Genomic DNA, 20,694 nt, shown 5'->3' on the forward strand with positions numbered 1-20,694 from the left:
CGCCGCTCGTGGACGGTGAATGCGACCGGATCCTGCAGCTCGCCGACCACAATCTGGTACGAGTGCAAGCCGTCCAGGACGGGCCGGCGAACCTCTGCGCGATCGCCGAAGCGGCTACTCGGACCGCGCTCGGGATCCTCACCCAGAAGGCGGTGCCACGGCGTACGGCACCGCTGCCAGCCACCTCGCTGGCTAGCCTGGACGCCTGCTCGCTGGTCGGCCAGCAGGCTCTGGCCCAGCTGCCCGCGGCGGCCACCAGCACCCCGAACCATGGCTTCGGCGGCTGGGACTGCGTCTGGGAAAGTAAGGACACACACCGCGACCTCGGTCGGTCGAGGTGACCTACGAGCGGAACAACAGCGCGCCGAGCGCCGGCACCCCAGTCAAAACCGCTGGTCGTACGGTATATCTGCAGCCCAAGTACGACGACGACCACATGTGCCTGGCCCAACTCAGCTACCGCTCGGCCGCCGACCGGTCCGGTGACCCGATTTTCGAGCTCATCGACATCAAGGTGCACCGCGACAACATCGACGGCAGCGAGCTCTGCGCCCCCCGCTCGTACGATCGCTACCTCAGTCGCCGGGAAACTGCCCGCCGTCTGATTCGCGGGTGGCTCTAGCCCCACCGCGCGGTCAGGATATTGGGATCCTGCTGGGTGAAGTAGGCCGCATCGGTCACCAACACGCTCTCGCCGGAGAACGCGACCGCGGTCGGATTGGACAGTCCATTGGCGGCCGTCCACAGCGTGGTCACCTGACCTGACCCGTACGGATCGACCTGTACGACCCGGTTTTCCTGGTTAATAGCGGCAATCACGAAACGCCCGTCGGGCGTGAAAGCGAAATCGTCCACTGGTCCCAGCCCGGAAACCACCACGCGGGGAACGCCGACGAACGGAAGGCGTACCAACGTGCCGGCGTCCAAATTGGACACCCACACCGAGTTGCCATGGATTTTCACCCCGTTGGCACCGAAACCAGCCTTGGGGGCGAGTAGCGGGCTGGCCGACCAAATCGACGGCGCGCGACCCGACAGCGGCACCTGCCACATCGTGCCGTGAGCCGAATCGGCCACCAACAGCCGTCGCCCGACAGCGTCCAACGCCATCCCGTTGTAAAAACCACTGGAAGGCAACGCAGTCATGCGTACGGCCGGCTGTCCCACCCGGAAGCGATAGATCCCGGTGTCGGCGGCAAGGCCGGTGGAAACGGCGAAATAGCGGACGCCCCGGTCGATGACGATGCCACCGGTGAAGATTTTCGTGTGCGAGCCCGGCACATCGCCGTTAGGCGGCACCGGAACCGTAGCGAGGACGCGTACGGCGCCGGAGCGGTCGATGCGGGCCACCTTGCCGGCGAAGCCGAAAGTGACATCGACGGCCGACGGGGACTCGACGGCAATGTTCTCCGGCTGCTGGCCGGCGGCAAGATCGAGGTGGGTGAGGATGTGTGGCGCACCAAAAGGCAAAGGTACGGCCAAAGTGAGGGCGGCCAGCGCGGCCGCCATGCGAAGCAACAACTCGGATCTCCTGGCGTACGAGACGGGTATGGCGCGACCCCAAGCTAGGTCTGCCGGTGGATCAGCGGCCAATAGGCTTTCCGGCAGTGTGCGATCAGGATCGCTATACCCGGCGGATCGGGGGAGAATGTTCGTTGGGGAGGGGTCCCGAGGGCGGTGGTTACGGTCTGGGAAGCTCGCGAGTCCGCACCGGGTGCGGGCGGCCGATCGGAGGGCGGGAGATGACGGAGACACTGGTCACGCCTGGGGCGCGACCACTGACGGCGACGCACGAGAGTCTGGCTTGGGGGTGCCGCGGTCCAAGGTGCGGACGATCTTCGCGCTGGCGCTGACCGGCGGCATCGCGGTGCCGCCGCGACGTGGCCGGGAAATCTACTTCGGCCGCAATCGTACGGACGTGCATGTCTGCCTCGGTGAGGACGACCCGAAGGTGAGCCGTCGGCACGGCACCCTCACGCACCGAGATGACCAGTGGTGGGTGGGAAATCTCGGCAAGCTGCCGATCCGGCTGGCCGATCAGCGGCTGCTTTTCCCGGGTGAGGAAGAAATCCCGCTGCTCGAGGGCTACACCCCGATTTTCCTGCGTGGCTCACGCAAACGCGAGCATTTGCTGGAACTCTACGTCACCGGACCGGACGGCGCGAAGCCGATTCCCAAGCATGAGGACCACACCCAGCCGCCACGAACCTGGCGACTGCAGGCCAACGAGCGGCTCGCGCTGATCGTGCTCGGCCAGCGCTACCTCTCGCACGAGCCGTATCCGCAACCGCTGGCATGGCGCCAGACGTACGAGCAACTGGCCGAGCTGCAACCGACCGAGGGCTGGACGCCGCGCAAGGTCGAACATCTGGTCGCCTCGGTGCGCGACCGGCTGTCCCGGGCCGGTGTCAGTGGCCTGCTCCGCGAGGAGGTGGGCGAGCCGGTGGGCAACTCGCTCAACCACAACCTGATCCAGGAGCTGATGTTCTCCACCACGCTCGTCCCGCGCGACCTGGCCCTGCTGGAAGACCTCGACTGACGGTGTATAGCTTGACGCGTACATAACCAACTGGGTATGTTCGGGTCATGGCAACCGAAGATGGGACGTACGTCCAGGTTGAGGGCCGGCCGGCGGTGCGGTTCCGCCGCAACTTGCGGCACCCGGCGGCGAAGGTGTGGGCGGCGATCAGCGAGCCGAGCGAGTTGAAGCACTGGTTTCCGGCCGCGGTGACGATCGAGCCGCAGCAGGGCGGCACGATCACCTTCGGTGACGATCCGAACGTGCCGGACCGCAAGGGCGAGATCCTGGTGTACGAGCCGCCCCGCCGGCTGGCCTTCACCTGGGGCGCTTCGGAGCTGCGGTTCGAGATCGAGCCGGACGGTGACCAACGGTGCTGGCTGACGCTGATCGACGTACTGGAAAACACCGACACGGCGGCCCGCAACGCGGCCGGTTGGCACGTTTGCCTTGCTGAGCTGGACAAAGCGATCAACGGTGAGCCCGGCGGCGGCCCGCACGCCGACACCGCCGAGCGGTGGCACCCGCTGTACGAGGCGTACGTCGCCGGCGGGATGCCTTCGGGCGCGCCGATTCCCGGGCTGTGATCGCGGGGTTATGGTGTCGCCATGCGCGACTCGGTAACCGTACGGATGGCGGCTTCTCCCGAGCAGGTCTGGGAGCTGGTCAGCGACATCACCAACACCGGCAGGTTCAGCCCGGAGACTTTCGAGGCGCAATGGCTCGGTGGCGCCACTGAGCCGGCGGTGGGCGTACGGTTTCGCGGACACGTCAAGCGAAACGGGCGCGGCCCGATCTACTGGACGACGTGCCGGATCGTGGCCTGCGAACCGGGCCGGGAGTTCGCCTTCGTGGTGGAGGCCGCCGGCCGGTCCATCAACACGTGGCGGTACGAGTTCCAGCCCGCCGATGACGGCACCGATGTCACCGAGTCTTTCGAGATGACCAACACCCCGGCGGTGCGGCTTTACTGGGCGATGTTCGGCTGGACGCGCGGCAAAACCAACCGGAACGGCATGCGTACGACCCTGGAGCGGATCAAGGCCGTCGTCGAGGAGCCAGTCTGACAATCCGGCCCCACGGCTTGAAAACCGACAGGACCGCGGAGAATGCCAGCAACGAGAAGGAAACGACCGGCGGAAAGAGCAGGCTGGTGCCCACCTGACCGAGGCTGGCCCGTACGACATCGCCGGTCGCCCCGAAAGTGGCGAGCTGACTCGCTTGGGCGACACCGGGGATAAGCGCCACGAAAACCAGCACCGTCATCGCCAGCCCAATCACGAGTTTTGTCAGCACCCACCAGTGTTTCAGCAGTCGCCAGTGGGTGCCGAGGCCGAGCGCGACACCGGAGCCGACCATCAGCAGGCTCAGCAGTCCAACGCCGACCGGCACCACGACCCCGATGGCGACGAAACAGCTGGCCGCGAGCCGACCGTCTGACGTGGTCAGCGCGGTGACGACCATCGAAAAGAGGCCGATGTCCAGGCCCATCCAGCCGACGCCGGACAGAATGTGCAGCAGGAGCACCGTTTTCCGGACTGGCACCGAGAGGCGGACCGCAGCTGTCATAGCTCCGATGGTCCGCCGATCCGCCCTGTCAGTCGTCGGGCCGAAGGCGGCTTCGGCGCTAGCACTTCGAGCGTAGGCACCGGCTGCCGTCCTACGCCCGCCGCCGTACGCAGCCTCGTGGTCGTCTTCAGGTTCCCGGGAACTTTTCCGGGTGGGCCGACGACATAGGTCTTGGGAGGCCACGGCCTCACCAGTCCGATGGCAACGGCGGCGTCGGCACCACACGCTGCCGTACGAAAGGTTTCCCGCTGTCGTGACCCGAAGATCGATTAGACTGGCCCAGTCGCCACCGCTGCCGTCGTACGGTCCTCCGTCCGGTGCTGGCCGTTTTTCCCCACTGTGGGAAAGGGGCCGTGTGATTCCGGTGCGGATCCGGGACCAGTTCCCGGCCCTGACCGGGCAACCGGACGTGGTCTATCTGGACAGCGCCACCACCACCATGAAACCGGCCCGGGTGATCGACGCCGTCTCTTCCTATCTTTCCCGGGAAACCGGCAGCGTTGGCCGCGGCACCCATCCATGGTCGACGCGGGTGACCCGCGAGGTCGAGCGGGTACGCGAACAGGTGGCCCGGTTCGTCGGGGCGAGTGGTCCGGACGAGATCGTCTTCACGTCCGGCGCCACCGCGGGGCTGAACGCGGTCGCCCTTTCCTGGGGACTGCCGAATCTGCGCGACGGTGACGAGATTCTTTTCAACCCGGTCGATCATTCGTCGAATGTGGCGCCGTGGCGGAACTTGCAGCGCGGATCCTGCGCCGCCTCGGCGTTCAGGTGCGGCTGGTGCCGTACGAGATGACCGGCGCCGGTGAGATCGACGTCGAGGACCTGCTGGGAAAGGTCACTCATCGGACCAGAATTGTGGTGGCCACCCACATCCACCACGTCTTCGGATCACTGAGCGCTCTCGATGACCTGAACCCGTCGATCGTGCGATGCCTTGACTGCAGCCAAAGTGTGGGACACGTGGACGTGGACGTACAGCAGCTCGGGGTGGATTTCGCGGTCTTCTCCGCGCACAAACTCTTCGGGTCACCGGGAGCCGGAGTGCTTTACTGCCACCGCCGCGTGCACGATAGACTCGATCCTTTCCTGCCGGGCGGTTCGGGCCGTACGACCGCAGGGCTGCCGGCTTTGTTGGAGGGTGGCACGCCGAACATTCCAGCGGTGCTGTCGTTGGGAAAGGCCATCGACTTCGTGGCGGAAGTCGGCATTGACCGCATCGCCGAGCATGTCCGACTGTTGACCCGGCTGGTTGTCGAGCGGCTGCGGACAGTGCCCCGGCTGGAGTTTACGCCAGGCCCGGCTTGGAGCAGATGTGCGGCCGGCTACGGGATTGTCTCGTTCCGGCTGCCGGAGATCTCCGCCAGCGATGTCGGTTTCGCTCTCAGCTCGGAGAATTTCTACGTACGCACCGGAAACCACTGTCTACCGGAAGGGGCGGACTTCGAGGACTCTGTACGGGTGAGCCTGCATCTTTACAACACCGAAGCCGAAGTCGAGCGGTTCGCCGACTTCCTGGGGCGCGTCGCCAAAGGGATGGTCTGAAGGATGTCCGGGTTAGGCTACGAGAAATACGATCGGCAAGCGGCCTCGCGCATTCTGGCCGGGTTGGCCGCGACCGGCCTTTTCGCCCCCATCGGGGAAACCGGCCGCCAGCGGATCGCGTATGCCGAGGTCGAGCTGCGGCCGGAGCCGGACAGTCACCTGACTTTTGCCCAGTTGGGTTACCTTCAGGCGTACATGCGGCCGTGTTCGCCGGAGCAGGTCACCAGCGCCACCCACCGGATCAGTTGGGACGACAGCGAGGGAATCCCGAACAGTGGCCATTACGGTCCGTCGGGTTTTGGTCCCATCGTGCCGATAGCTGTCCGGGAAACTGTTCTGCACCTGTGGCGCGAGCTGGCCGCGAGCCCAGCGATGGCTGGACAGGTGGGCGAGGACGACGAGGCTGTGCTCGCCGCGACGACGACCGACCAGGAACCGCTGGAGATCTTCCGGGTCGGGATCGAGGCGACCGGTCGAGCGTTGACCCAGCACGCTCTGATCGCCGACCAGACGCCATACGAGACCCCGGAGGATTTCGTTCACGGGTTGGTCGACTCGGGGATTTTCCAGGCGGTGGCGAGCCAGTGGTACTGGGAGCTGCAGGCGTCCACGTACCGGCGCGGGATGATCCCGGTCAGTTTCGTGACGCAAGCCAACGGAACAGTGCGCTATTCACCGCGGTCGTTGACCACCTTGCGGCAGATGAAGGAACAGACGATCGCGGCCGCCCACACGGTGATGCGGCGGGCGACCACTGTCGAGGGGCTTACGGTCGCCGACGCGGTCCAGAAGTATTACCACGATTTGGACGAAATCTCGAAGCAGTACGCGCTGATGGGCGAGCACGAGCAACCGCGGTGCCTGGCCGCGATGAGTCACGTGATGGGAGATGAGAAGGTCGCCATCCTACCGATCGTGCTGCCGCGGTTCGTCGCCGAGTTCGTCCGCCAGTTGTCCAATGTGGACTTGGTGGCGCTGGCGGTGGACGCGACCACGGAGTTGATCACCGATCCGCAGGAGCGGATTTTCCACGTCCCGGACATGAACTGCAAGCACTGCATCTCCACCATCACCGGCCTGCTGGAGTCGATGAACATCGTCGTGCTGGATTCCAGCCTGGTCACGAAGAAGTTCACCGCTGGGTTCCATGCCACCGACCAGCGGGAGCGGGCGTTCGACGCGATCAGGAACTCCGGCTACACGGTGATCCCACCGGGACGCGCCTGAGAAAGTGCACAAACTCGCACCCCGGATCCATCCTGCGGTCCGGTCCTTGCTCACCCGCGGCGATCTGCTCGGGTCCTTCGGCACGCCCGCCAATGTGGTCTTTCCCCAGGTTTTCAAGGAGAATGTCGAGTCCTTTCGGGAGACGCTGGCTCGTTATCCGGTGGCCAGCAGGCTGTTCTATGCGCACAAGGTCAACCAGTCGACCTCGTTCGTACGAGCCGCCGCCGAGGCCGGCATCGGAATCGACGTGGCTTCGGTGGGGGAGCTGCACCACGCGGTCGCCGCCGGATTCGACTCCGAACGGATCGAAGCCACCGGGCCAAAAGGGGCCGCCTTCCTGTGGGAGCTGACCCGTACCGGCGCGACCGTGAACGTGGACAATCACTGGGAGCTGACCGAGGTGGCCCGGGTCGCCCACCAAGCCGTGCCCGTGCTGCTGCTGCGCTTGTGCCCGTCTCGCGGGCGTACCAGCCGGTTCGGGACGGCGGAGTCGGGCATGCCCGCGCTCCTGGACACGATTCTCGACCATCGCGAGGTTCTTGACCTGCGAGGATTCTCCTTTCACCTGGACACCAACGATCTCAAGGAAAAGGTGGCCGCGATCGATGCGTGCCTCCGACTTTTCGAGTCCGCGTACGCCCGCGGGCTCTCCCCTCGGGTGCTGGACATTGGCGGCGGCTTCCGGCAGGTCTTCGCGGCGGACCCGGATGGTTTCGATCGGTATGTCCAGGCACTCAAAGCCGGCCTCGCCGGCACGGCGGAATCGCTTTCCTGGGAGGGAAACACCTTCGGCTACCGCGACCTGCGCGGGACGCCGACCTTTCATCGGTATGCGAACACCGCGACCGGGACGGACCAACTTCGCGAGATCCTGGACAGCCCGCTGCCCGGGCAGGGGGCGGCCGGCCAGTCGCGCAGGTGTTGTTGGAAAACATGATCGAGCTTTGGCTGGAGCCGGGGAAGGCGCTCGCGGACCAGGCCGGCGTCACCGTTACCGGCGTGGAATTCACCAAAACCGTGGGGAACGAAGAAACACTGGTGAGCCTGGATGTCAGCCGGGACCGGATTTGCCCGGCTGACCAGGAGGTCATGCTCGACCCCGTTGTCATCTATCGCGCCGACCCACGTACGTACGATGATCAGCCGGTGGGGGTCTATTTCGGTGGAAATCTCTGCCTTGAGCGGGATCTGGTCTACGAGCACAAAACCTGGCTGGAGAGGCTGCCGAAACCCGGTGACCTCGTGGTTTTCGTTAACACCGCTGCGTACCAGATGGACCTGTCCGCCGCTGAGGGCCTGATGCACCCGCGGACACCGAAGGTCGCCGCGGTCGAGAGCGACGGGGAGTTCAGGATCCAAGCGGAATCGGGGAGAGACGAATGCTCTACACCGACATCACCGAACTGATCGGCGACACCCCGTTGTTGTTGCTCGACAAGCGGGTGCACGGCCTGTCCAATGTGGACCTCTATGCCAAGCTGGAGTTCCTGAACCCGTTCGGCTCAGTGAAAGACCGGGTGGCCTGGGGAATGATCCGGGACGATCTCGCGGACATCGTCGAGCGTGGCCTGACGCTGATCGAGGCTTCCAGCGGCAACACGGCCAAAGCGTTGCAAGTGCTGGCGGGGATGCGCGGGCTCACCTTGGAGGTGCTCACCAACCGGGTGAAGGTGCCGGAGGTCCGGGACGTGCTGGACGTGCTGGGCAGCAAGGTGCAGGAGCTGCCGGGCCTGTCCGAATGCCCGGACCCGACCGTGCCCAACGATGTATTTTCCACCATCGAGTCGATCATGGCGGCGAGCCCCGGAGCGTACTATCACGCATCCCAGTACACGAACGAAAAGAATGTCGAAACGCATTACCGGGACACCGGCTCGGAGATTTTCGCCGACATCGGCCCGGTCGACTTTCTGTTTGGTGGTCTTGGCACCACACCGGCTCCACCCGCGGCATCGGCACGTACTTGCGGGAAAAGAATCCGGCCCTGAAGACAATCGGTGTGGTGTCCACGAAATATGACTTCATCCCCGGGATCCGGTCCGCGAACGAGTTGTGGGACGTGGGCCTTTTCGACCGTGGTTTCTACGAGAAGATCGTCGCGGTGGACTCCGCCGACGCGGTGGATGGCGCCGTGCAGTTGGCTCGCCGCTATGGCGTGCTGGCCGGGCCGACCAGCGGCGCGACGTACTTCGCCGCGGTGGAACACCTTCGGGGTGAGCCCTCAGCCGAGCGGCGAAAGGCGGTGCTGATCGTCTGTGACCGGCTGGAGTGGTATTTGTCGTACGTACGCAAGCGCCGCCCGGAGATCTTCGGGCTGGCCCGCCGCCCGTCGGTCCGCGATCTTCCGCCCGACGTGGTCGCTCCGGAGATCGGGGTGGATGCGCTGGAACAGTTGTTGGGCAGCGGAAACGCGATGCTGGTGGACACTCCGGCAGCAGCATGGCGTACCGAATCGGCCACATTCCGGGAGCGGTCAACATCCGCGACGACCGGCTCGACGACATGCTCGCGGACGGCGTTCCTTTCCCGCCCGGTCTGCAGGTGGTCTTCGTCTGCCCGATCGGTGAGTATTCGCGGCGAGTCGCCGCTTTTCTGAGCCAGCAGGGCCATCGCGCGGCCAGCCTGACGGGGGCGGGGTGGTGGCCTGGCGGGACGCCGGGAGGAAGCTGGAGCCGGGAGCCTGACCGGGCCTGTCGAAATCCCGATGGCGGCTCCGATCTTCTGGTGATAGGGCTCGATCACAGACAGGAGAACGCGGTGACGAACACCCAAGACGTGCGGCCGTTCCAGATCGATATCCCGCAGGCGCAGCTCGACGACCTGCGGGAGCGGCTGGACCGTACCCGCTGGACGGAGGAACTGGCCGACGGCGGTTGGGACTACGGCGTGCCCGTCGCGCGGCAGAAGGAGTTGCTGGACTACTGGCGGTCCGTATTATGACTGGCGGGCTTGGGAATCGCGGCTCAACAGCTATCCGCAGTTCACCACCGAGATCGACAGCCAGAACATCCATTTCCTGCACGTGAAATCGCCGGATCCGGACGCCCTTCCGCTGATCCTCACACATGGTTGGCCGTGCACCTCGGCGGAATACCTCGATGTCATCGAGCCGCTCACTCATCCGACTGAGGGCCCCTCGTACCATCTCGTGATCCCTTCCCTGCCGGGCTACGGATTTTCCGGCCCTACCAAGGAAAGAGGCTGGCACAGTCGGCGTATTGCGGCGGCGTGGGCCGAACTGATGCGCCGACTGGGCTACTCGTCGTACGGCGTGGTGGGTAATGACATTGGCTCCCAGGTTTCCGTCGAGCTGGGCCGGCTGGTGCCGGAGCAGGTCGTTGGTGTGCACGTCCAGCAGATCTGGTCGTTCCCGCTGTCAGAAGCCGACCGAGTGGGACTTTCAGAGCAGGATCTGGAGTATCTGGAGGGCCACGAGACCTTCGAACGGGTTATGGGCGCGTACAACATGTTGCAGTCGCAGCAACCGCAGACCCTCGCGCACGCCCTCGCGGACTCGCCGGCTGGCTTGCTGGCGTGGAAAAGTCAGCTCCAGCGCGCCCTGGACGCGGACTTCATCCTCACCAACGTGATGATTTACTGGCTGACCGGCACCGCGGGCTCGGCGATGCGTCTCTACTTCGAGCAGACCCAGCTGGACGCTGGGCCGCGACCGGAGCCGACCACCGTGCCGGTCGGCCTGGCGCAGTTCGCCGACGACTTCCACTCGATGCGGCGGTTTTCCGAGCGTGACCACAAGAACATCGTGTCCTGGCACTCGTACGAGCAGGGCGGCCACTGGGCTGCCCACGAAGCGCCGGATGTGCTGGTGGCCGATATCCGCGAGTTTTTCCGGCAGCTGCGTGCCAAAATGGGGTCATGACTGGCACGAAAGACTGGACTGATTGGCACCGATCGTACGCGGACCCTGACTCAGCGCTGTCTCAGCGGCTGCGGGTCGTTCGGGGCTTTTTGCAAGACTGGCTGGACGAGCGGCCGGAGCGGCCGTTGACGGTGGTGAGCGCGTGCGCCGGGCAAGCGGACGACCTGCTCGGGGTTCTTTCTCAGCGTGCGGACGCCAGCGGAGTGCGTGTCACGCTCATTGAGTACGACCAGCGCAACGTCGACATCGCCGCCGCGGGTGCCGAGCGGGCCGGGTTGTCGGTGGCGGCTTTGTGTGCGGATGCAGGAGAATTGGCGTCGTACGCGGGCGCGGTGCCCGCCGACTTGGTCTTGATGGCCGGCGTGTTCGGGAACATCAGCGATGCGGACGTGCGGGGCACCATCGCCGCGCTGCCGCAGTTGTGCGCCGCTGACGCGACCGTGATCTGGACCCGAACGCGGCGAGATCCTGACCTGACACCGCAAATCCGTGAGTGGTTTGCCGCGGCGGGTTTCGCGGAGCGCGCTTTCACCGCGCCAGAGGAGGTGCTTTTTCGCTGTCGGCGTCAACCAGTTCGCCGGAGTCCCGCAACCATTGCCGGCCGCGGGAACGTTGTTCCGGTTCTTGAATTAGTCCACGGCGCCGAGCCACTCCTGGCTGAATGTTCGTTGTTGATCATGGGACAATCCCGCACTTTTCGTTATGAAAGTGCGGGATTTCCCATGATCAACACCAACCGCCTATTAAGGCGGGTTTGTTGTAGGTGCTGTGGTGTACTTCGGCGACGACGCGTCTATTCGGTCGGACTAGTGGGGAATAGCGCGCCACGGGCGACGGTCGCTCTGGTCGCGATACTCCTCGATTGCCAGTGCCACGTCCATGATGGTACGGGTATCTGCCAAGCGGTCGATATACCGTACGTTGTGAGCAAGGGCGAGAAGGTCGACCGCGAAATACAGGCCCATCAACGGATTGACGAACAGCTCGCTCCCGGACGTACGGGCAGTGAAACCGACATTGCCGAATTCGCCTCTGAGCGCCGCCGCTATCTGGCGTTGACGATGCTAGGCCGCAGTGGAGTCATCGCCTGGGCGTAAGCAACCGCATCGAGATAGGCCTGAGCCTCGGCGGAGCGCGAGGGAATGGAGAAGGCGCCGAGGTAGCTGCCGTCGCGATCCAATGCGGCGAGATTTTCCAGCACCTGCGCATGGCAGACGCCGTGGTACGCGTCGATGCCGAATCCCAGACACACCACCAGCCGCTCGACCTCGTCGATGCCGGCTACCGCAGCCAGGCTGGTCATATCCTCTTCCGGGGTGCCGAGCCCGGCTTCGTCGCCGCGCATCAGAATGTCGGTGCCACCATCCACCAAGACGATCGCGTCGACGGCAAGATGCTTCACCAATGCCTGATACGCAGATCGCAGCGGCCACACCCCGGTGCGCTCGAACGCGTACACCGTGGACGGCAACTCTCGGGAGGCGAGCCATCGCGCCAGCACACGCTCCGGAAAGTAGTCAGGGCTGCCAGCCGTGTCAGGACGAATCGAGGCAACTCCGGGGTGCGGCCAGTCGTCGAGATCGACCTGATTCAGATCGCTGAACGTCAGGTTCGCGAGAAAGACCTGCTTGCCCAACTGTCGAAGGGAAACGGCCAGCGGAAGTCCCGCATAGACGTCGAATCCGCCGCCGGCTCCGGCGATCAGGACCCGGTCTGTTCCACGCAGTCGGGTGAACAGCGGCGGTTCAGTTAGGGAGAACACCACTCGATGGTAGGCGCGGAGCGACCGACCCGCCGACTTTTACGGGACAGAGCTGATGCTGTCCGCTTCGATCGTGAGGATGAGCCGGACTTGGTCGCGGCCGCCGTACCACTGGTACGGGCCGCCGGTGTAGCGCTGGGAGAGTTCCTCGATGTGCTCCGCTCCGCCTTCGGCGGTGCTGCTGATCACCCGCCCGCGAACGGCGTAATAGCGAAACGGCTCGGTGGCATCGGCGATGTTCAACGCCACTCGTGGGTCGCGCTGGATGTTCTTTGTTTTCTGGAACCCCTGCACGGTGTTGATGATGATGTTTTTGCCGTCGGTGTCCACCCAGGTCTGGGTGAGCTGCGGTGAGCCGTCGGGCATTGACGTAGCCAGGAAACACAGGCTCGGCCGTTTCAGTAGGTCGACCAGATCGTCGGGGAGATCCATCCATGATCCTTTCGGTTGACTCCACCTTATCCGGTCACGCTGGCGGCACCCGTTTCGATGTGGCCGACGAATCGGCGCGACCAGGTGATGTCGGTGGAGACGGTCACGGTGAAGTCGTACCAGCCGTTGGTGAAGGCGACCGCGTTGAAATAGTCGCTGACGGTCTGGCCGGCACCCACGGTGTAGGTCCAGGGGCCGTCCCCTCGATAGTTGTTCGAGGTGGCGGTGAAGGTGGTCGGCGACGTGGAGCCGTTGACGAAATCCAGCCAGAGGGCGAGTTTTCCAGTGCTGGCGGTCACCGCGATCCGGGAGCGCGTCTCGACGTTTTTGCTGACGCCGGTGGCGTTGCCGCGGAGTTTGGCGCAGGAAACGGTTCGGTCCGACCACGCTGAAGTCATAGTAGCCATTGCCGAAACTGGGGCCGCAGTTGAAGAAGTCGGTGATCGAGCCGTTCGCTCCGGTGGCCGGATCGTACGCCGGCACGGTGTATTGCCACGGGCCGCCGGTACGGAAAGCGTTGGCGTAGACGGCGAAATGGGCCGGTTTGGTGGCCAGCGGGCTCTCGTTCGAGAGGGCGATGTTCACCTGGATGAGGTTGTTGGCGCCGTACGTCCATGAGGAAACCGAGGCATTTGTCTGGTACGGCAGGGCTCTGGCCGGCTTGGTGCCGGACTCCTGTGGCGGCAGCGCGTTGTTTTGCGGCGACGGATTGGGTTTGAAGGTGCATGTCGAGCCGGCGATCGCGGCGCCCGGCGTGGGCAGCGAGGGCAGCCCGAAAACAGGGTTCGCGAAGTCGAAAGCCGAGGTCAGATTTCCGCAGACCGAGCGCCGCCAGGCGCTGATGACCTGGCAGTTCCGGTTTTCCGACGGCCGCTGACCAGGTTTCCATGAACCGGATGACCGAGGTGTGGTCGAAAACCTCGGAATCGACCCAGCCGCCGCGAGTCCACGGCGAGATGGCGATCATCGGCACCCGGAAGCCGAGCCCGACCGGTGTTCCGTTGACGAACTCGCCGGTGGTGCCGGCAGCTGGCGACGGTGGCGGGACGTGGTCGAAGAATCCGTCGTTTTCGTCGTAGTTGAGGAAAACGACCGTGCTGTTGAAGGTGTTCGCGTCGGCGGCGAGGGCCTGCAAGAGGCCGCTGACAAAGCGTTCGCCATTAACTGGTGGACCAATGGGGTGTTCGGACGTGATTTGGTCGGTCACCACCCACGACACCTGCGGGAGAGTGCCACCGACGACGGCGGCTTTGATCGCGCCGAGAATGTCGTCGGGTGTTTTTCCGGTGGTGGCCGGTACGCTGCTCATCCCGTTGTCGTAAAGGGGAGATCCGGCTTTGGCGGCGGCGAACTGGCTTGAAATAGGCCAGTGCGTTGTCGCCGTAGTTGTCCTTGGCATTCTGGAAAACTCGCCAACTGATCCCGGCGTTCTGCAGCGCTTCAGCGTAGGTCTGCCAGGTCAGCCCAGACTCGTCGCCGCCGTCGTACGCCGGGCTGCCGTATTGACCGGCGGCGTCAATCATCCCGCTGAACAGGAAAGTACGGTTCGGGCCGGTCGCGGTCAGTCCCGAACAGTGGTAAGCGTCGCAGATGGTGTAAGCGTCGGCCAGCGCGTAGTGGAACGGCAAGTCACCGCGGTCCAGATAACCGAGGCAGCCGATTTTGTTCTTGGCCGACATCCAGCTGTCCATTTTGCCGAGATTCCAGGCGGCGTGCTGATCGGACCACGCATGCGAGATGTCGCCCTGGCACTGGACGAGCGTCTCGGCGTCGCTGGACGAGCCGCGCAGCGGGAACGGATACTGCCGGCCGCTGCCACGTGGCTGGTTGAACACCGAATATCCGCCGCCGAGGGTGATCGTGCTCCGGTCGGCGAAGCCGCGTACGCCACGCATGGTTCCGAAATAGTGGTCGAAGCTGCGGTTTTCCTGCACCAGCACGACGATGTGTTTCACATCCGCGATGGTGCCGGTGGCCGCGGCGGCCGGCGCTGCGAACGCTGTTGACGATCCCACTCCCGCGAGTGCGGCAGCGCCGGCGCCGGCCAGGAACGTCCGTCGACTAATCTCAGCCATCGCGGCCTCCGCGGAGTACGTGCACGATAACGGGCCAGCACAGTCAAACCGAGCCACTCGACAATGCCATGAGCAGCAGACGAGATGTCGGTGAACAGGTGGCCGAGTCCGGCCATACTTCGCTAGCCCGACGCGGTCACCGCATCCGTACTTCCGCCGCGGCGATGTGGCCCGCGAGCAGCACGGGTTTGCTGGACCCCGGCGCGATCCGGTAGAGGCTGTAGTCGATCGGCTCACGGGTGAGCGTTGGTTTCTGCTCACCGGCGGTCAGGTAGACCACGCCACCGTCGGCGGGTGCCCATTGGCCGACCCGACTACATGAGACCGACTGCCAGCCGGCGAAGTCCAGGGGTTTGTCGTCGGTGAAGGGTTGTAGTTGCCTTTTCCAACTGGACGGAACCACACCTTCGATCTCGTCAGAGTACGAGCAACTGTCCCGAATGCCATCGGTGACCGCCATCCAGCCGCCATACAGGACATCGCCTTCGAAATGCAACGAGGTGGCGAGGCAGGTGCCGTTGACAACGGCGTTCATGTACAGCTGTTTCAACGCCGCCTTGCCGGTGGCGAAGGTACGTTTCAGGTCGACGACCCGCAGGCCGACGCCATCGAGGCAGTCAGCAACACCTGACGTCACAAGGAAATTGCCGTCGGCCGACACAGCGACGTGTCCGAGCATCGGGCCGGCCGCGTCAATCAGGTCGATTGCCGAGCCGCGTGGGTCCAGAGCCAGCATGCTCTGGCCGCCTCTGCCCTTCTGGACGATGGTGTGATCGCCGCTTGCGCCACCACCCCCGACCGCCGCCGATTTTGTACGTGTCCGTGGGCCCTTGGATTCTGGTTTTCACCGTCAGCGTCTGCGGGTCGTAACCGGCGACCACGATCGTCATCAGTGGGCCAACCTGTGTCATCACCAGGTTCTTGGCGGTGAAAGCGGTGCCTTTACAGGAACAACTGACCGTACGTTGCACGCCGGTCTGGGTGTTGACGGTGGTGAGGGAATGCTCGTCGGCGGAGGCGAACCAGGTTCCGTCGGGACTGAAGGTCATCGACGGGTCGTCGTCCAACGGCCGGCCGACGATTTGTTGCACCGGCACCGAAGTGCCGTCCTCGCGAGCCAGCCGAACCTCGGTGTTTCGCTGGCCCTTCCCGGTGGAGAGATAGGATGCGACGAACGGGCTGCCCAACGGGCGCGGGGTGACCGACCAGATGTTGTCCCCGAGCTGCGCCGGCTGGTTGAAATAGCTGGGCAGACCCTGCAGTTTGAGAGTGAAAGTCTCGGGATGATCGGGATACGGCTCGGTGTAGATATCTACGCCGAACTGGGTCTTCGCGACCATGCCTCGGCCGTCCGCCTGCTTGGTCCAGGTCCGGCCGGTTGCCGGGTTGGCGAGTCGCCAGAGCGCTGGCTGGGCCGTGTTTTTGTCGTTAGGGCACGCATCCGGCCCGCCGCGCCAGCCGGCCACCAGCGCCACGTTGTCGAAAGCCAACGAAGTGGCGACGCCACCGTCGGAGCCCGATGGCGAGTCGATCAGCCGCACCGACGGCGAGCCGCTTTCGGGCAGTTGGGCGAAACCGATTTTCGCGGCTGGGTAACAACCGTTCTGAAGTGCGAACGCCAGTCGCGTACCACTGCGGTCCAGCACCACCTGGGAGAACGGCGCGGCCCCGGTGGAGGTGGCCAGTCGCACGGCCGCACCGGACTTGTCCACGACGTAGAGATTTTCTTGCTGGGTAGGGATTGTTTCGAGAGCGGCAGCGATGATGACCCGGTCGTCGTGCGCGGCGACCACTCGAATTTTGGTCATTCTCGGGTCGACGCCGGTCAGTGTGACCGTACGCACACTGCTGCCGGTCGAGTCGTAGTACCCGAGTTTTTTTGCTGGGCGTCTCCGGTGACCACCTGCCCCTGCCCGGTGAAGGCCGCACCCGTACAAGCGCAGTCGACCTGCGCTGGTGCGAACGAGCCAGTCTTAACGATGGAGAGCGTTTTGCCATTGGCAGTCGCGAAATTCGTCCCGTCGGCGCTGAAAGCGGTGACGGCGGTGGCGGGCTCCGCAGTCGTACCCACCGGAATGCGTTGCCCGGCCGCGGTGGCCAGCTCGATCGCGCCGTCGCCGTTGCCGTCTGGACGGGTCACATAACCGGCCACCACCTGGGCCAGCGGGTCGTCCACCGGTACGTCCGGGTGACTGTCCAAAAAGGACGATGCGGCGGTCGGTTTGAGCAACCCCCACCCGAACGCGTCGGTACGTTGACCTTCCGGGACATCCTTGGGAGTCACCGCGGACTCGGTGATCGCCCGCCGGATCGCGGCCGCGCTGGCCTGCGGGTGGCGGGCTCGCAGCAGCGCCGCGGTGGCGGCCACGAAAGGCGCGGCCATGGAGGTGCCCGAATTCTCGCAACGGGCCCGTGGGCCGTCCTCCCGGGTCAGGCAGGTCGACCAGATCTCCTCGCCGGGCGCGGCGACATCGACTGTCCAGTTGGCCGACGAACTGCTGGACCGGCGGAGCTTCTTGTCGAAATTCGCGACTGACAACACGTTCGGATAGGCGGCCGGATAGTCGACTTGGTTGGCCTGTGGGCAGATCGGTTTGCCCTCGAACGTACCTCCGCCGGCCTTGCCGCAGTTTCCAGCGGAGGCCACCAAAACGACCTGTTGCCGCTCCGCGTAGAGCACCGCGGCGAGGTCGGTGTCGCTGGGCTCGGGCCCGCCGAGTGACATGTTGATCACGTCGGCGCCAAGATTCACCGCCGCCACGATGGAAGCGGCAATTCCCGTGGTCGTGCGTCGAGTCGCCGCCCCAATACTGCGCGTCGATGAGCTGAGCCTTCGGCGTTAGGCCGACCACGCCTTGCTTGTCGTCCTTCGCGGCGATGATGCCGGCCACGTGAGTGCCGTGGTTGTCGTAGTCTCCCTTGAAAATCGTGGTCGGCCACGGCCGCGCCACCACTTTTTCCAGGTCGGTGTTGGCGTCGTCGATTCCGGTGTCGACAACGCCCACCTGGACCGGCGCGGCGCCCTGCGGCCACAGTTTTCTTACGTCGGGACCGTTCAACATCTTGTCGGCCCACTGGTCGCCCTGATCGGGCTCGCCGTACTGGCACGGCGCCGCGGGGAGGTGGCAATACCAGGGCCGCGGGTGCGGCGCGAGGGTGGGTTTGCGGTCCGCGGCCACCACATCCGCGGTCTTGCGCAGGGCGCCGAGCCGCGTGTCGACCTGGCCGGTCGCGACGACCTCGCTGTCAATGACGAGGCAGGTGCCCTTCATGCGGGCGATGGTCAGAATCGTACGACCGGAGCCTCCCGCACCCTGCTGAGTCCCTTGTGGACAGGCCGCGCTGGGCTTGGCCTGACCGAGAAGTTTCTCGTTGACGCGAACCGTGTGACCCTGTGGTACGGGCGGCAGATCGGTTGATCCGCTGGTGGACCAGACGACGGCGACCACCACCGGCACCGCCACCACCGCCGCACCGGCGACGATCATCCAGGTCACAAGCTTGTTCGGTCTGGCCACGGGCGCCCCTCTCGCTCGCCGCGCACCCTACCGGGCCGACCTTATCGAGCGGTTTGGCGCTCGCTGACTATTTCGTGGCGCGCCACACCTCGCGGTGTTCGTCGACGAATGCCCGCAGAGTCCGGGCCGGGCGACCGGTGAGTTTCGGCACCACGTCGCTGACCACGTCGTCGCTGCCGGCGCTGACGATTGCGTCAATGGAGACTCCGCCGCGGGCGTGGGCTTCGGGCAGACCGGCGGCGATCGCCCGCTCGTACCGCCCTGGGGGGGGTGAGCTTGACGTGGCGGATCTGGCGGCCGGAAGCCGCGGTGATCATTTCCGCGACCTCGTCGTAGTCATGCGTTTTTGCGGGCCCGTCAGCAAATAGTCGGTCTCGCCCGCTGTCTCTGCCGTGAGAAGGTGCGCGGCGACCGCTGCGATGTCCCGTACGTCGATGAATCCGATCCGTCCGGAGCCGGTGGCCGTGACGATCTCGCCACGCTCGTGCAGCCCGGCGTAATAGGGATGGCCGTTGATGAAGTTCTGCATGAACCAGGTCGGCCGCAGGACCGCCCATTCCGGTACGGCCCGGGCGATCGCCTCCTGCAGTTTGGTACGGATCGCCGCCTGGGCTGGCGGGGCCTGGGCCGCTCCCAGCAGCACGATCCGCTGGACGCCGGCCGCGCTCGCCGCGGCAAGAAAGGGCGTGAGCAGGGCGTGGAAGTCAGGGGCGAACGTCGGGGGCAGCAGATACAGCCGGTCGACTCCCTTGAGCGCCTCGGCGTACGTGCCCGGGTCGTCCCAGTCCAACAACGCGTGCTCAGCGCTGGAACTGTCCGGCCGATGCCGGCTCGCTGTGCGTACCTGGGCCCCGGCCTCGGCCAGCAGCGCGGCCAGCGGTCGCCCGGTCCCGCCGGTGCCGCCGGTGATCAAGATGGTCGTCATGACGTGCCTCTGTTCTAAACGGAACGGTTACCCCGTTTAAGATACGGAACGTGCGCCCCGTTTGTCTACTCGAGGAACTCGCGGGCCAGGCGTTTGGGCGCGCGGCAGAGCCAGGCCTCGGTGAGCAGCTCGGTCAGTTCGTCGATCGTGATCCGGTCCAGTCGTACGAGCACCGCTGGGTAGCCGGTGAGATGCGGAATGGTGAAATAAATGTCCGGGCGGTCGGCCAACAGCGCTTCCTTGGCGCCCAGATCGGGCACTCTCGCGCCCAGGATCGGGCCCTGCGGCGCGGTGTCGCCGAGCGCCGCGAGGTCTGACTTTCGCAGCGGACGCTCCCATCCGAACAGTTTGTCCTTGACTCGCCACGCCGGCAGTGCGTCGTAGCTCGGTTTTTCGGTCGCCTCGGGCAAAGCCAGCGCGATCTTGCGTACGTCATCCCAGGTCGCCACGGTGAGTCCGGGCCGGTCCGGTCGGCCGCGCCCGATCTCCTTTCGTCCGTACGGATTCTGGCAGACAAATGCCTGTCTTTCCTGGTAGAGCCTCGGTACGGTACGCAAAGGCCGGCGGAGGGGGCGGGCATGGGGAATACCGAGTTGGTGCCGACTCCGGCGGGAAACGCCCGCATCACGTGGTTCGCCGCCGACGAGCCGCGAGCGGTGGTGATGCTCGGGCATGGTGCCTCGACCGGCATCGACGCGCGCGATTTGCAGTGGCTGGCGACCGTCCTGCCGCGGCACGGCAGCACGGTCGCCTTGGTGGAGCAGCCGTGGCTGGTGGCCGGCGGACCGGGCGGAGTGGACAACGCGAGCCTGGATGCCGCCTGGCTGGCGGTGCTGCCGAAAGTGGCCCAGCCAGGATTGCCGTTGATTTCCGGTGGGCGCAGCGCTGGTTCGCGAGTTGCCTGTCGTACGGCCAAAGAAGCGGGCGTCGACGCGGTCCTCGCGCTGGCCTTTCCCTTGCACGCATACGGTCGACCGAACGAGATGTGGAATCTCACCGAGCTGACGGGCAACGGCCAGCCCACGTTGGTGGTCCAGGGCGGCCGGGATCCGTTCGGCACGGTTCGCGAGTTTCCAGCCGTGCCACCGAATGTCGAGCTGGTCGAGGTGGCCGGTGGCGACCACGTGTTTTCGGTGCCGGGAAACCAGGAAAAGGCGCTGGCGACTATCTCCGATGCGGTGTTGTGCTGGATAGGGAAAGTCTGCTGACGAGATCGGTCAGCGCCGGCCCGAGCGCAAGGTCG

General features: G+C 65.2%; 26 protein-coding genes and 5 pseudogenes. 17 read left to right on the plus strand and 14 right to left on the minus strand.

All coding sequences use genetic code 11. The annotated features are described in order from the left end of the window. Positions 1 to 8 precede the first annotated feature (8 nt). Both GNX96_RS37980 and GNX96_RS37985 read left to right on the plus strand, forming a co-directional pair. Positions 9 to 341, plus strand: a complete 333-nt coding sequence (locus GNX96_RS37980) for a hypothetical protein (RefSeq protein ID WP_163572578.1) — start codon at positions 9 to 11, stop codon at positions 339 to 341. Next, on the plus strand, positions 338 to 622 hold the full coding sequence (locus GNX96_RS37985) for a hypothetical protein (RefSeq protein ID WP_163572579.1): 285 nt from the start codon (positions 338 to 340) through the stop codon (positions 620 to 622). Before GNX96_RS37980 ends, GNX96_RS37985 begins: the two co-directional genes overlap by 4 nt. Here GNX96_RS37985 and GNX96_RS37990 read toward each other — a convergent pair. After that, on the minus strand, positions 619 to 1,521 hold the full coding sequence (locus tag GNX96_RS37990; protein WP_279582536.1) for a hypothetical protein: 903 nt from the start codon (positions 1,519 to 1,521) through the stop codon (positions 619 to 621). The two genes, GNX96_RS37985 and GNX96_RS37990, sit on opposite strands and share 4 nt — an antisense overlap. A gap of 283 nt (positions 1,522 to 1,804) precedes the next feature. Here GNX96_RS37990 and GNX96_RS37995 point away from each other — a divergent pair, with 283 nt between their 5' ends. Genes GNX96_RS37995 through GNX96_RS38005 form a run of 3 tightly spaced genes read left to right on the plus strand, consistent with a single transcriptional unit; the run spans position 1,805 to position 3,585 of the window. Continuing rightward, complete coding sequence (locus tag GNX96_RS37995; protein ID WP_279582537.1) at positions 1,805 to 2,539, plus strand: FHA domain-containing protein; 735 nt, start codon at positions 1,805 to 1,807, stop codon at positions 2,537 to 2,539. A gap of 47 nt (positions 2,540 to 2,586) precedes the next feature. After that, positions 2,587 to 3,105: an SRPBCC family protein gene (locus GNX96_RS38000; RefSeq protein ID WP_163572581.1), complete on the plus strand. Its 519-nt coding sequence runs from the start codon at positions 2,587 to 2,589 to the stop codon at positions 3,103 to 3,105. 21 nt (positions 3,106 to 3,126) lie between these two features. Continuing rightward, on the plus strand, positions 3,127 to 3,585 hold the full coding sequence (locus GNX96_RS38005; RefSeq protein WP_163572582.1) for an SRPBCC family protein: 459 nt from the start codon (positions 3,127 to 3,129) through the stop codon (positions 3,583 to 3,585). Here GNX96_RS38005 and GNX96_RS38010 read toward each other — a convergent pair. Further along, on the minus strand, positions 3,557 to 4,087 hold the full coding sequence (locus tag GNX96_RS38010; RefSeq protein WP_163572583.1) for a hypothetical protein: 531 nt from the start codon (positions 4,085 to 4,087) through the stop codon (positions 3,557 to 3,559). The genes GNX96_RS38005 and GNX96_RS38010 overlap by 29 nt on opposite strands. Positions 4,088 to 4,442: 355 nt before the next feature. On the opposite strand from GNX96_RS38010, the gene GNX96_RS58320 reads away from it, so the two are divergent. From GNX96_RS58320 to GNX96_RS58340, 10 genes and pseudogenes are all read left to right on the plus strand, one after another. Beyond that, positions 4,443 to 4,883: an aminotransferase class V-fold PLP-dependent enzyme gene (locus GNX96_RS58320; RefSeq protein WP_279582538.1), complete on the plus strand. Its 441-nt coding sequence runs from the start codon at positions 4,443 to 4,445 to the stop codon at positions 4,881 to 4,883. Next, complete coding sequence (locus GNX96_RS38015) at positions 4,814 to 5,632, plus strand: aminotransferase class V-fold PLP-dependent enzyme (RefSeq protein ID WP_279582539.1); 819 nt, start codon at positions 4,814 to 4,816, stop codon at positions 5,630 to 5,632. Before GNX96_RS58320 ends, GNX96_RS38015 begins: the two co-directional genes overlap by 70 nt. Positions 5,633 to 5,635: 3 nt before the next feature. Further along, positions 5,636 to 6,859: a heavy-metal-associated domain-containing protein gene (locus GNX96_RS38020; protein ID WP_163572584.1), complete on the plus strand. Its 1,224-nt coding sequence runs from the start codon at positions 5,636 to 5,638 to the stop codon at positions 6,857 to 6,859. Between the two features lie 4 nt (positions 6,860 to 6,863). Beyond that, positions 6,864 to 7,796: a type III PLP-dependent enzyme domain-containing protein gene (locus GNX96_RS38025; RefSeq protein ID WP_163572585.1), complete on the plus strand. Its 933-nt coding sequence runs from the start codon at positions 6,864 to 6,866 to the stop codon at positions 7,794 to 7,796. Continuing rightward, positions 7,793 to 8,266 (plus strand): type III PLP-dependent enzyme domain-containing protein, encoded by a 474-nt coding sequence (locus GNX96_RS38030; RefSeq protein WP_163572586.1) that lies wholly within the window; start codon positions 7,793 to 7,795, stop codon positions 8,264 to 8,266. The genes GNX96_RS38025 and GNX96_RS38030 overlap by 4 nt, the downstream gene beginning before the upstream one ends. Next, on the plus strand, positions 8,239 to 8,847 hold the full coding sequence (locus GNX96_RS58325; protein WP_279582540.1) for a pyridoxal-phosphate dependent enzyme: 609 nt from the start codon (positions 8,239 to 8,241) through the stop codon (positions 8,845 to 8,847). Before GNX96_RS38030 ends, GNX96_RS58325 begins: the two co-directional genes overlap by 28 nt. Next, positions 8,823 to 9,455, plus strand: coding sequence for a hypothetical protein (locus GNX96_RS58330; RefSeq protein WP_279582541.1), 633 nt, complete (start codon positions 8,823 to 8,825; stop codon positions 9,453 to 9,455). The genes GNX96_RS58325 and GNX96_RS58330 overlap by 25 nt, the downstream gene beginning before the upstream one ends. Beyond that, positions 9,338 to 9,890, plus strand: a pseudogene (locus tag GNX96_RS58335) (epoxide hydrolase N-terminal domain-containing protein); the annotation flags it as partial. The gene GNX96_RS58330 and the pseudogene GNX96_RS58335, both read left to right, overlap by 118 nt. 78 nt (positions 9,891 to 9,968) lie before the next feature. Continuing rightward, positions 9,969 to 10,739: pseudogene (locus GNX96_RS38040) on the plus strand (alpha/beta fold hydrolase); the annotation flags it as partial. Beyond that, positions 10,736 to 11,836: a class I SAM-dependent methyltransferase gene (locus tag GNX96_RS58340; protein WP_279582542.1), complete on the plus strand. Its 1,101-nt coding sequence runs from the start codon at positions 10,736 to 10,738 to the stop codon at positions 11,834 to 11,836. The pseudogene GNX96_RS38040 and the gene GNX96_RS58340, both read left to right, overlap by 4 nt. Here GNX96_RS58340 and GNX96_RS38050 read toward each other — a convergent pair. The 10 genes and pseudogenes from GNX96_RS38050 to GNX96_RS65900 form a co-directional block, all read right to left on the minus strand. Next, positions 11,785 to 12,504, minus strand: a complete 720-nt coding sequence (locus GNX96_RS38050) for a DUF1152 domain-containing protein (RefSeq protein ID WP_313885879.1) — start codon at positions 12,502 to 12,504, stop codon at positions 11,785 to 11,787. The two genes, GNX96_RS58340 and GNX96_RS38050, sit on opposite strands and share 52 nt — an antisense overlap. Before the next feature lie 36 nt (positions 12,505 to 12,540). Then, complete coding sequence (locus GNX96_RS38055; protein ID WP_163572587.1) at positions 12,541 to 12,933, minus strand: TIGR03618 family F420-dependent PPOX class oxidoreductase; 393 nt, start codon at positions 12,931 to 12,933, stop codon at positions 12,541 to 12,543. 26 nt (positions 12,934 to 12,959) lie between these two features. Further along, complete coding sequence (locus tag GNX96_RS58345) at positions 12,960 to 13,331, minus strand: phospholipase domain-containing protein (protein WP_279582544.1); 372 nt, start codon at positions 13,329 to 13,331, stop codon at positions 12,960 to 12,962. 19 nt (positions 13,332 to 13,350) lie between these two features. Further along, positions 13,351 to 13,860, minus strand: a pseudogene (locus GNX96_RS65890) (phospholipase domain-containing protein); the annotation flags it as partial. Between the two features lie 13 nt (positions 13,861 to 13,873). After that, positions 13,874 to 14,200, minus strand: a pseudogene (locus GNX96_RS65895) (alkaline phosphatase family protein); the annotation flags it as partial. Further along, a complete protein-coding gene (locus tag GNX96_RS58355; protein ID WP_390624245.1) occupies positions 14,094 to 15,008 on the minus strand; it encodes a phospholipase C in 915 nt (304 codons plus the stop codon). The gene GNX96_RS58355 and the pseudogene GNX96_RS65895, both read right to left, overlap by 107 nt. Before the next feature lie 136 nt (positions 15,009 to 15,144). After that, entirely contained in the window at positions 15,145 to 15,744 is a 600-nt protein-coding gene (locus GNX96_RS38065) for a hypothetical protein (RefSeq protein WP_163572588.1), read from the minus strand. Further along, on the minus strand, positions 15,701 to 16,852 hold the full coding sequence (locus tag GNX96_RS38070; protein ID WP_163572589.1) for a hypothetical protein: 1,152 nt from the start codon (positions 16,850 to 16,852) through the stop codon (positions 15,701 to 15,703). The genes GNX96_RS38065 and GNX96_RS38070 overlap by 44 nt, the downstream gene beginning before the upstream one ends. Next, a complete protein-coding gene (locus GNX96_RS38075; RefSeq protein WP_279582562.1) occupies positions 16,834 to 17,817 on the minus strand; it encodes a S8 family serine peptidase in 984 nt (327 codons plus the stop codon). Before GNX96_RS38075 ends, GNX96_RS38070 begins: the two co-directional genes overlap by 19 nt. A 58-nt stretch (positions 17,818 to 17,875) precedes the next feature. Beyond that, a pseudogene (locus GNX96_RS65900) lies at positions 17,876 to 18,496 on the minus strand (S8 family serine peptidase); the annotation flags it as partial. On the opposite strand from GNX96_RS65900, the gene GNX96_RS58365 reads away from it, so the two are divergent. Next, positions 18,435 to 18,593, plus strand: coding sequence for a hypothetical protein (locus tag GNX96_RS58365; protein ID WP_279582547.1), 159 nt, complete (start codon positions 18,435 to 18,437; stop codon positions 18,591 to 18,593). The pseudogene GNX96_RS65900 and the gene GNX96_RS58365 sit on opposite strands and share 62 nt — an antisense overlap. A 246-nt stretch (positions 18,594 to 18,839) precedes the next feature. Here GNX96_RS58365 and GNX96_RS38085 read toward each other — a convergent pair whose 3' ends face one another. After that, positions 18,840 to 19,451 carry an NAD(P)H-binding protein gene (locus tag GNX96_RS38085; RefSeq protein WP_163572591.1) on the minus strand — a complete coding sequence of 204 codons (612 nt, stop codon included), beginning with the start codon at positions 19,449 to 19,451 and terminating at the stop codon, positions 18,840 to 18,842. A gap of 65 nt (positions 19,452 to 19,516) precedes the next feature. After that, positions 19,517 to 19,900, minus strand: a complete 384-nt coding sequence (locus GNX96_RS38090; protein WP_163572592.1) for an MmcQ/YjbR family DNA-binding protein — start codon at positions 19,898 to 19,900, stop codon at positions 19,517 to 19,519. A 129-nt stretch (positions 19,901 to 20,029) separates the two neighbouring features. Here GNX96_RS38090 and GNX96_RS38095 point away from each other — a divergent pair, with 129 nt between their 5' ends. Then, a complete protein-coding gene (locus GNX96_RS38095; RefSeq protein ID WP_163572593.1) occupies positions 20,030 to 20,659 on the plus strand; it encodes an alpha/beta hydrolase family protein in 630 nt (209 codons plus the stop codon). Positions 20,660 to 20,694 lie beyond the last annotated feature (35 nt).

Origin of the sequence: Fodinicola feengrottensis (genome assembly GCF_010993775.1) — a bacterium.
In the GTDB taxonomy this organism is placed as follows: domain Bacteria; phylum Actinomycetota; class Actinomycetes; order Mycobacteriales; family HKI-0501; genus Fodinicola; species Fodinicola feengrottensis.

What these genes read in the sequence shown, in the direction of transcription:
- GNX96_RS58345 (WP_279582544.1), bottom strand. Translation starts at nt 13,331, where the DNA reads ATGACTTCAGCGTGGTCGGACCGAACCGTTTCCTGCGCCAAACTCCGC.
- GNX96_RS38000 (WP_163572581.1), top strand. Translation starts at nt 2,587, where the DNA reads ATGGCAACCGAAGATGGGACGTACGTCCAGGTTGAGGGCCGGCCGGCG.
- GNX96_RS38010 (WP_163572583.1), bottom strand. Translation starts at nt 4,087, where the DNA reads ATGACAGCTGCGGTCCGCCTCTCGGTGCCAGTCCGGAAAACGGTGCTC.
- GNX96_RS38005 (WP_163572582.1), top strand. Translation starts at nt 3,127, where the DNA reads ATGCGCGACTCGGTAACCGTACGGATGGCGGCTTCTCCCGAGCAGGTC.
- GNX96_RS38065 (WP_163572588.1), bottom strand. Translation starts at nt 15,744, where the DNA reads ATGCTGGCTCTGGACCCACGCGGCTCGGCAATCGACCTGATTGACGCG.
- GNX96_RS38085 (WP_163572591.1), bottom strand. Translation starts at nt 19,451, where the DNA reads ATGACGACCATCTTGATCACCGGCGGCACCGGCGGGACCGGGCGACCG.
- GNX96_RS58340 (WP_279582542.1), top strand. Translation starts at nt 10,736, where the DNA reads ATGACTGGCACGAAAGACTGGACTGATTGGCACCGATCGTACGCGGAC.
- GNX96_RS38020 (WP_163572584.1), top strand. Translation starts at nt 5,636, where the DNA reads ATGTCCGGGTTAGGCTACGAGAAATACGATCGGCAAGCGGCCTCGCGC.
- GNX96_RS58325 (WP_279582540.1), top strand. Translation starts at nt 8,239, where the DNA reads ATGCTCTACACCGACATCACCGAACTGATCGGCGACACCCCGTTGTTG.
- GNX96_RS38055 (WP_163572587.1), bottom strand. Translation starts at nt 12,933, where the DNA reads ATGGATCTCCCCGACGATCTGGTCGACCTACTGAAACGGCCGAGCCTG.
- GNX96_RS38095 (WP_163572593.1), top strand. Translation starts at nt 20,030, where the DNA reads ATGGGGAATACCGAGTTGGTGCCGACTCCGGCGGGAAACGCCCGCATC.
- GNX96_RS38030 (WP_163572586.1), top strand. Translation starts at nt 7,793, where the DNA reads ATGATCGAGCTTTGGCTGGAGCCGGGGAAGGCGCTCGCGGACCAGGCC.
- GNX96_RS58355 (WP_390624245.1), bottom strand. Translation starts at nt 15,008, where the DNA reads ATGGCTGAGATTAGTCGACGGACGTTCCTGGCCGGCGCCGGCGCTGCC.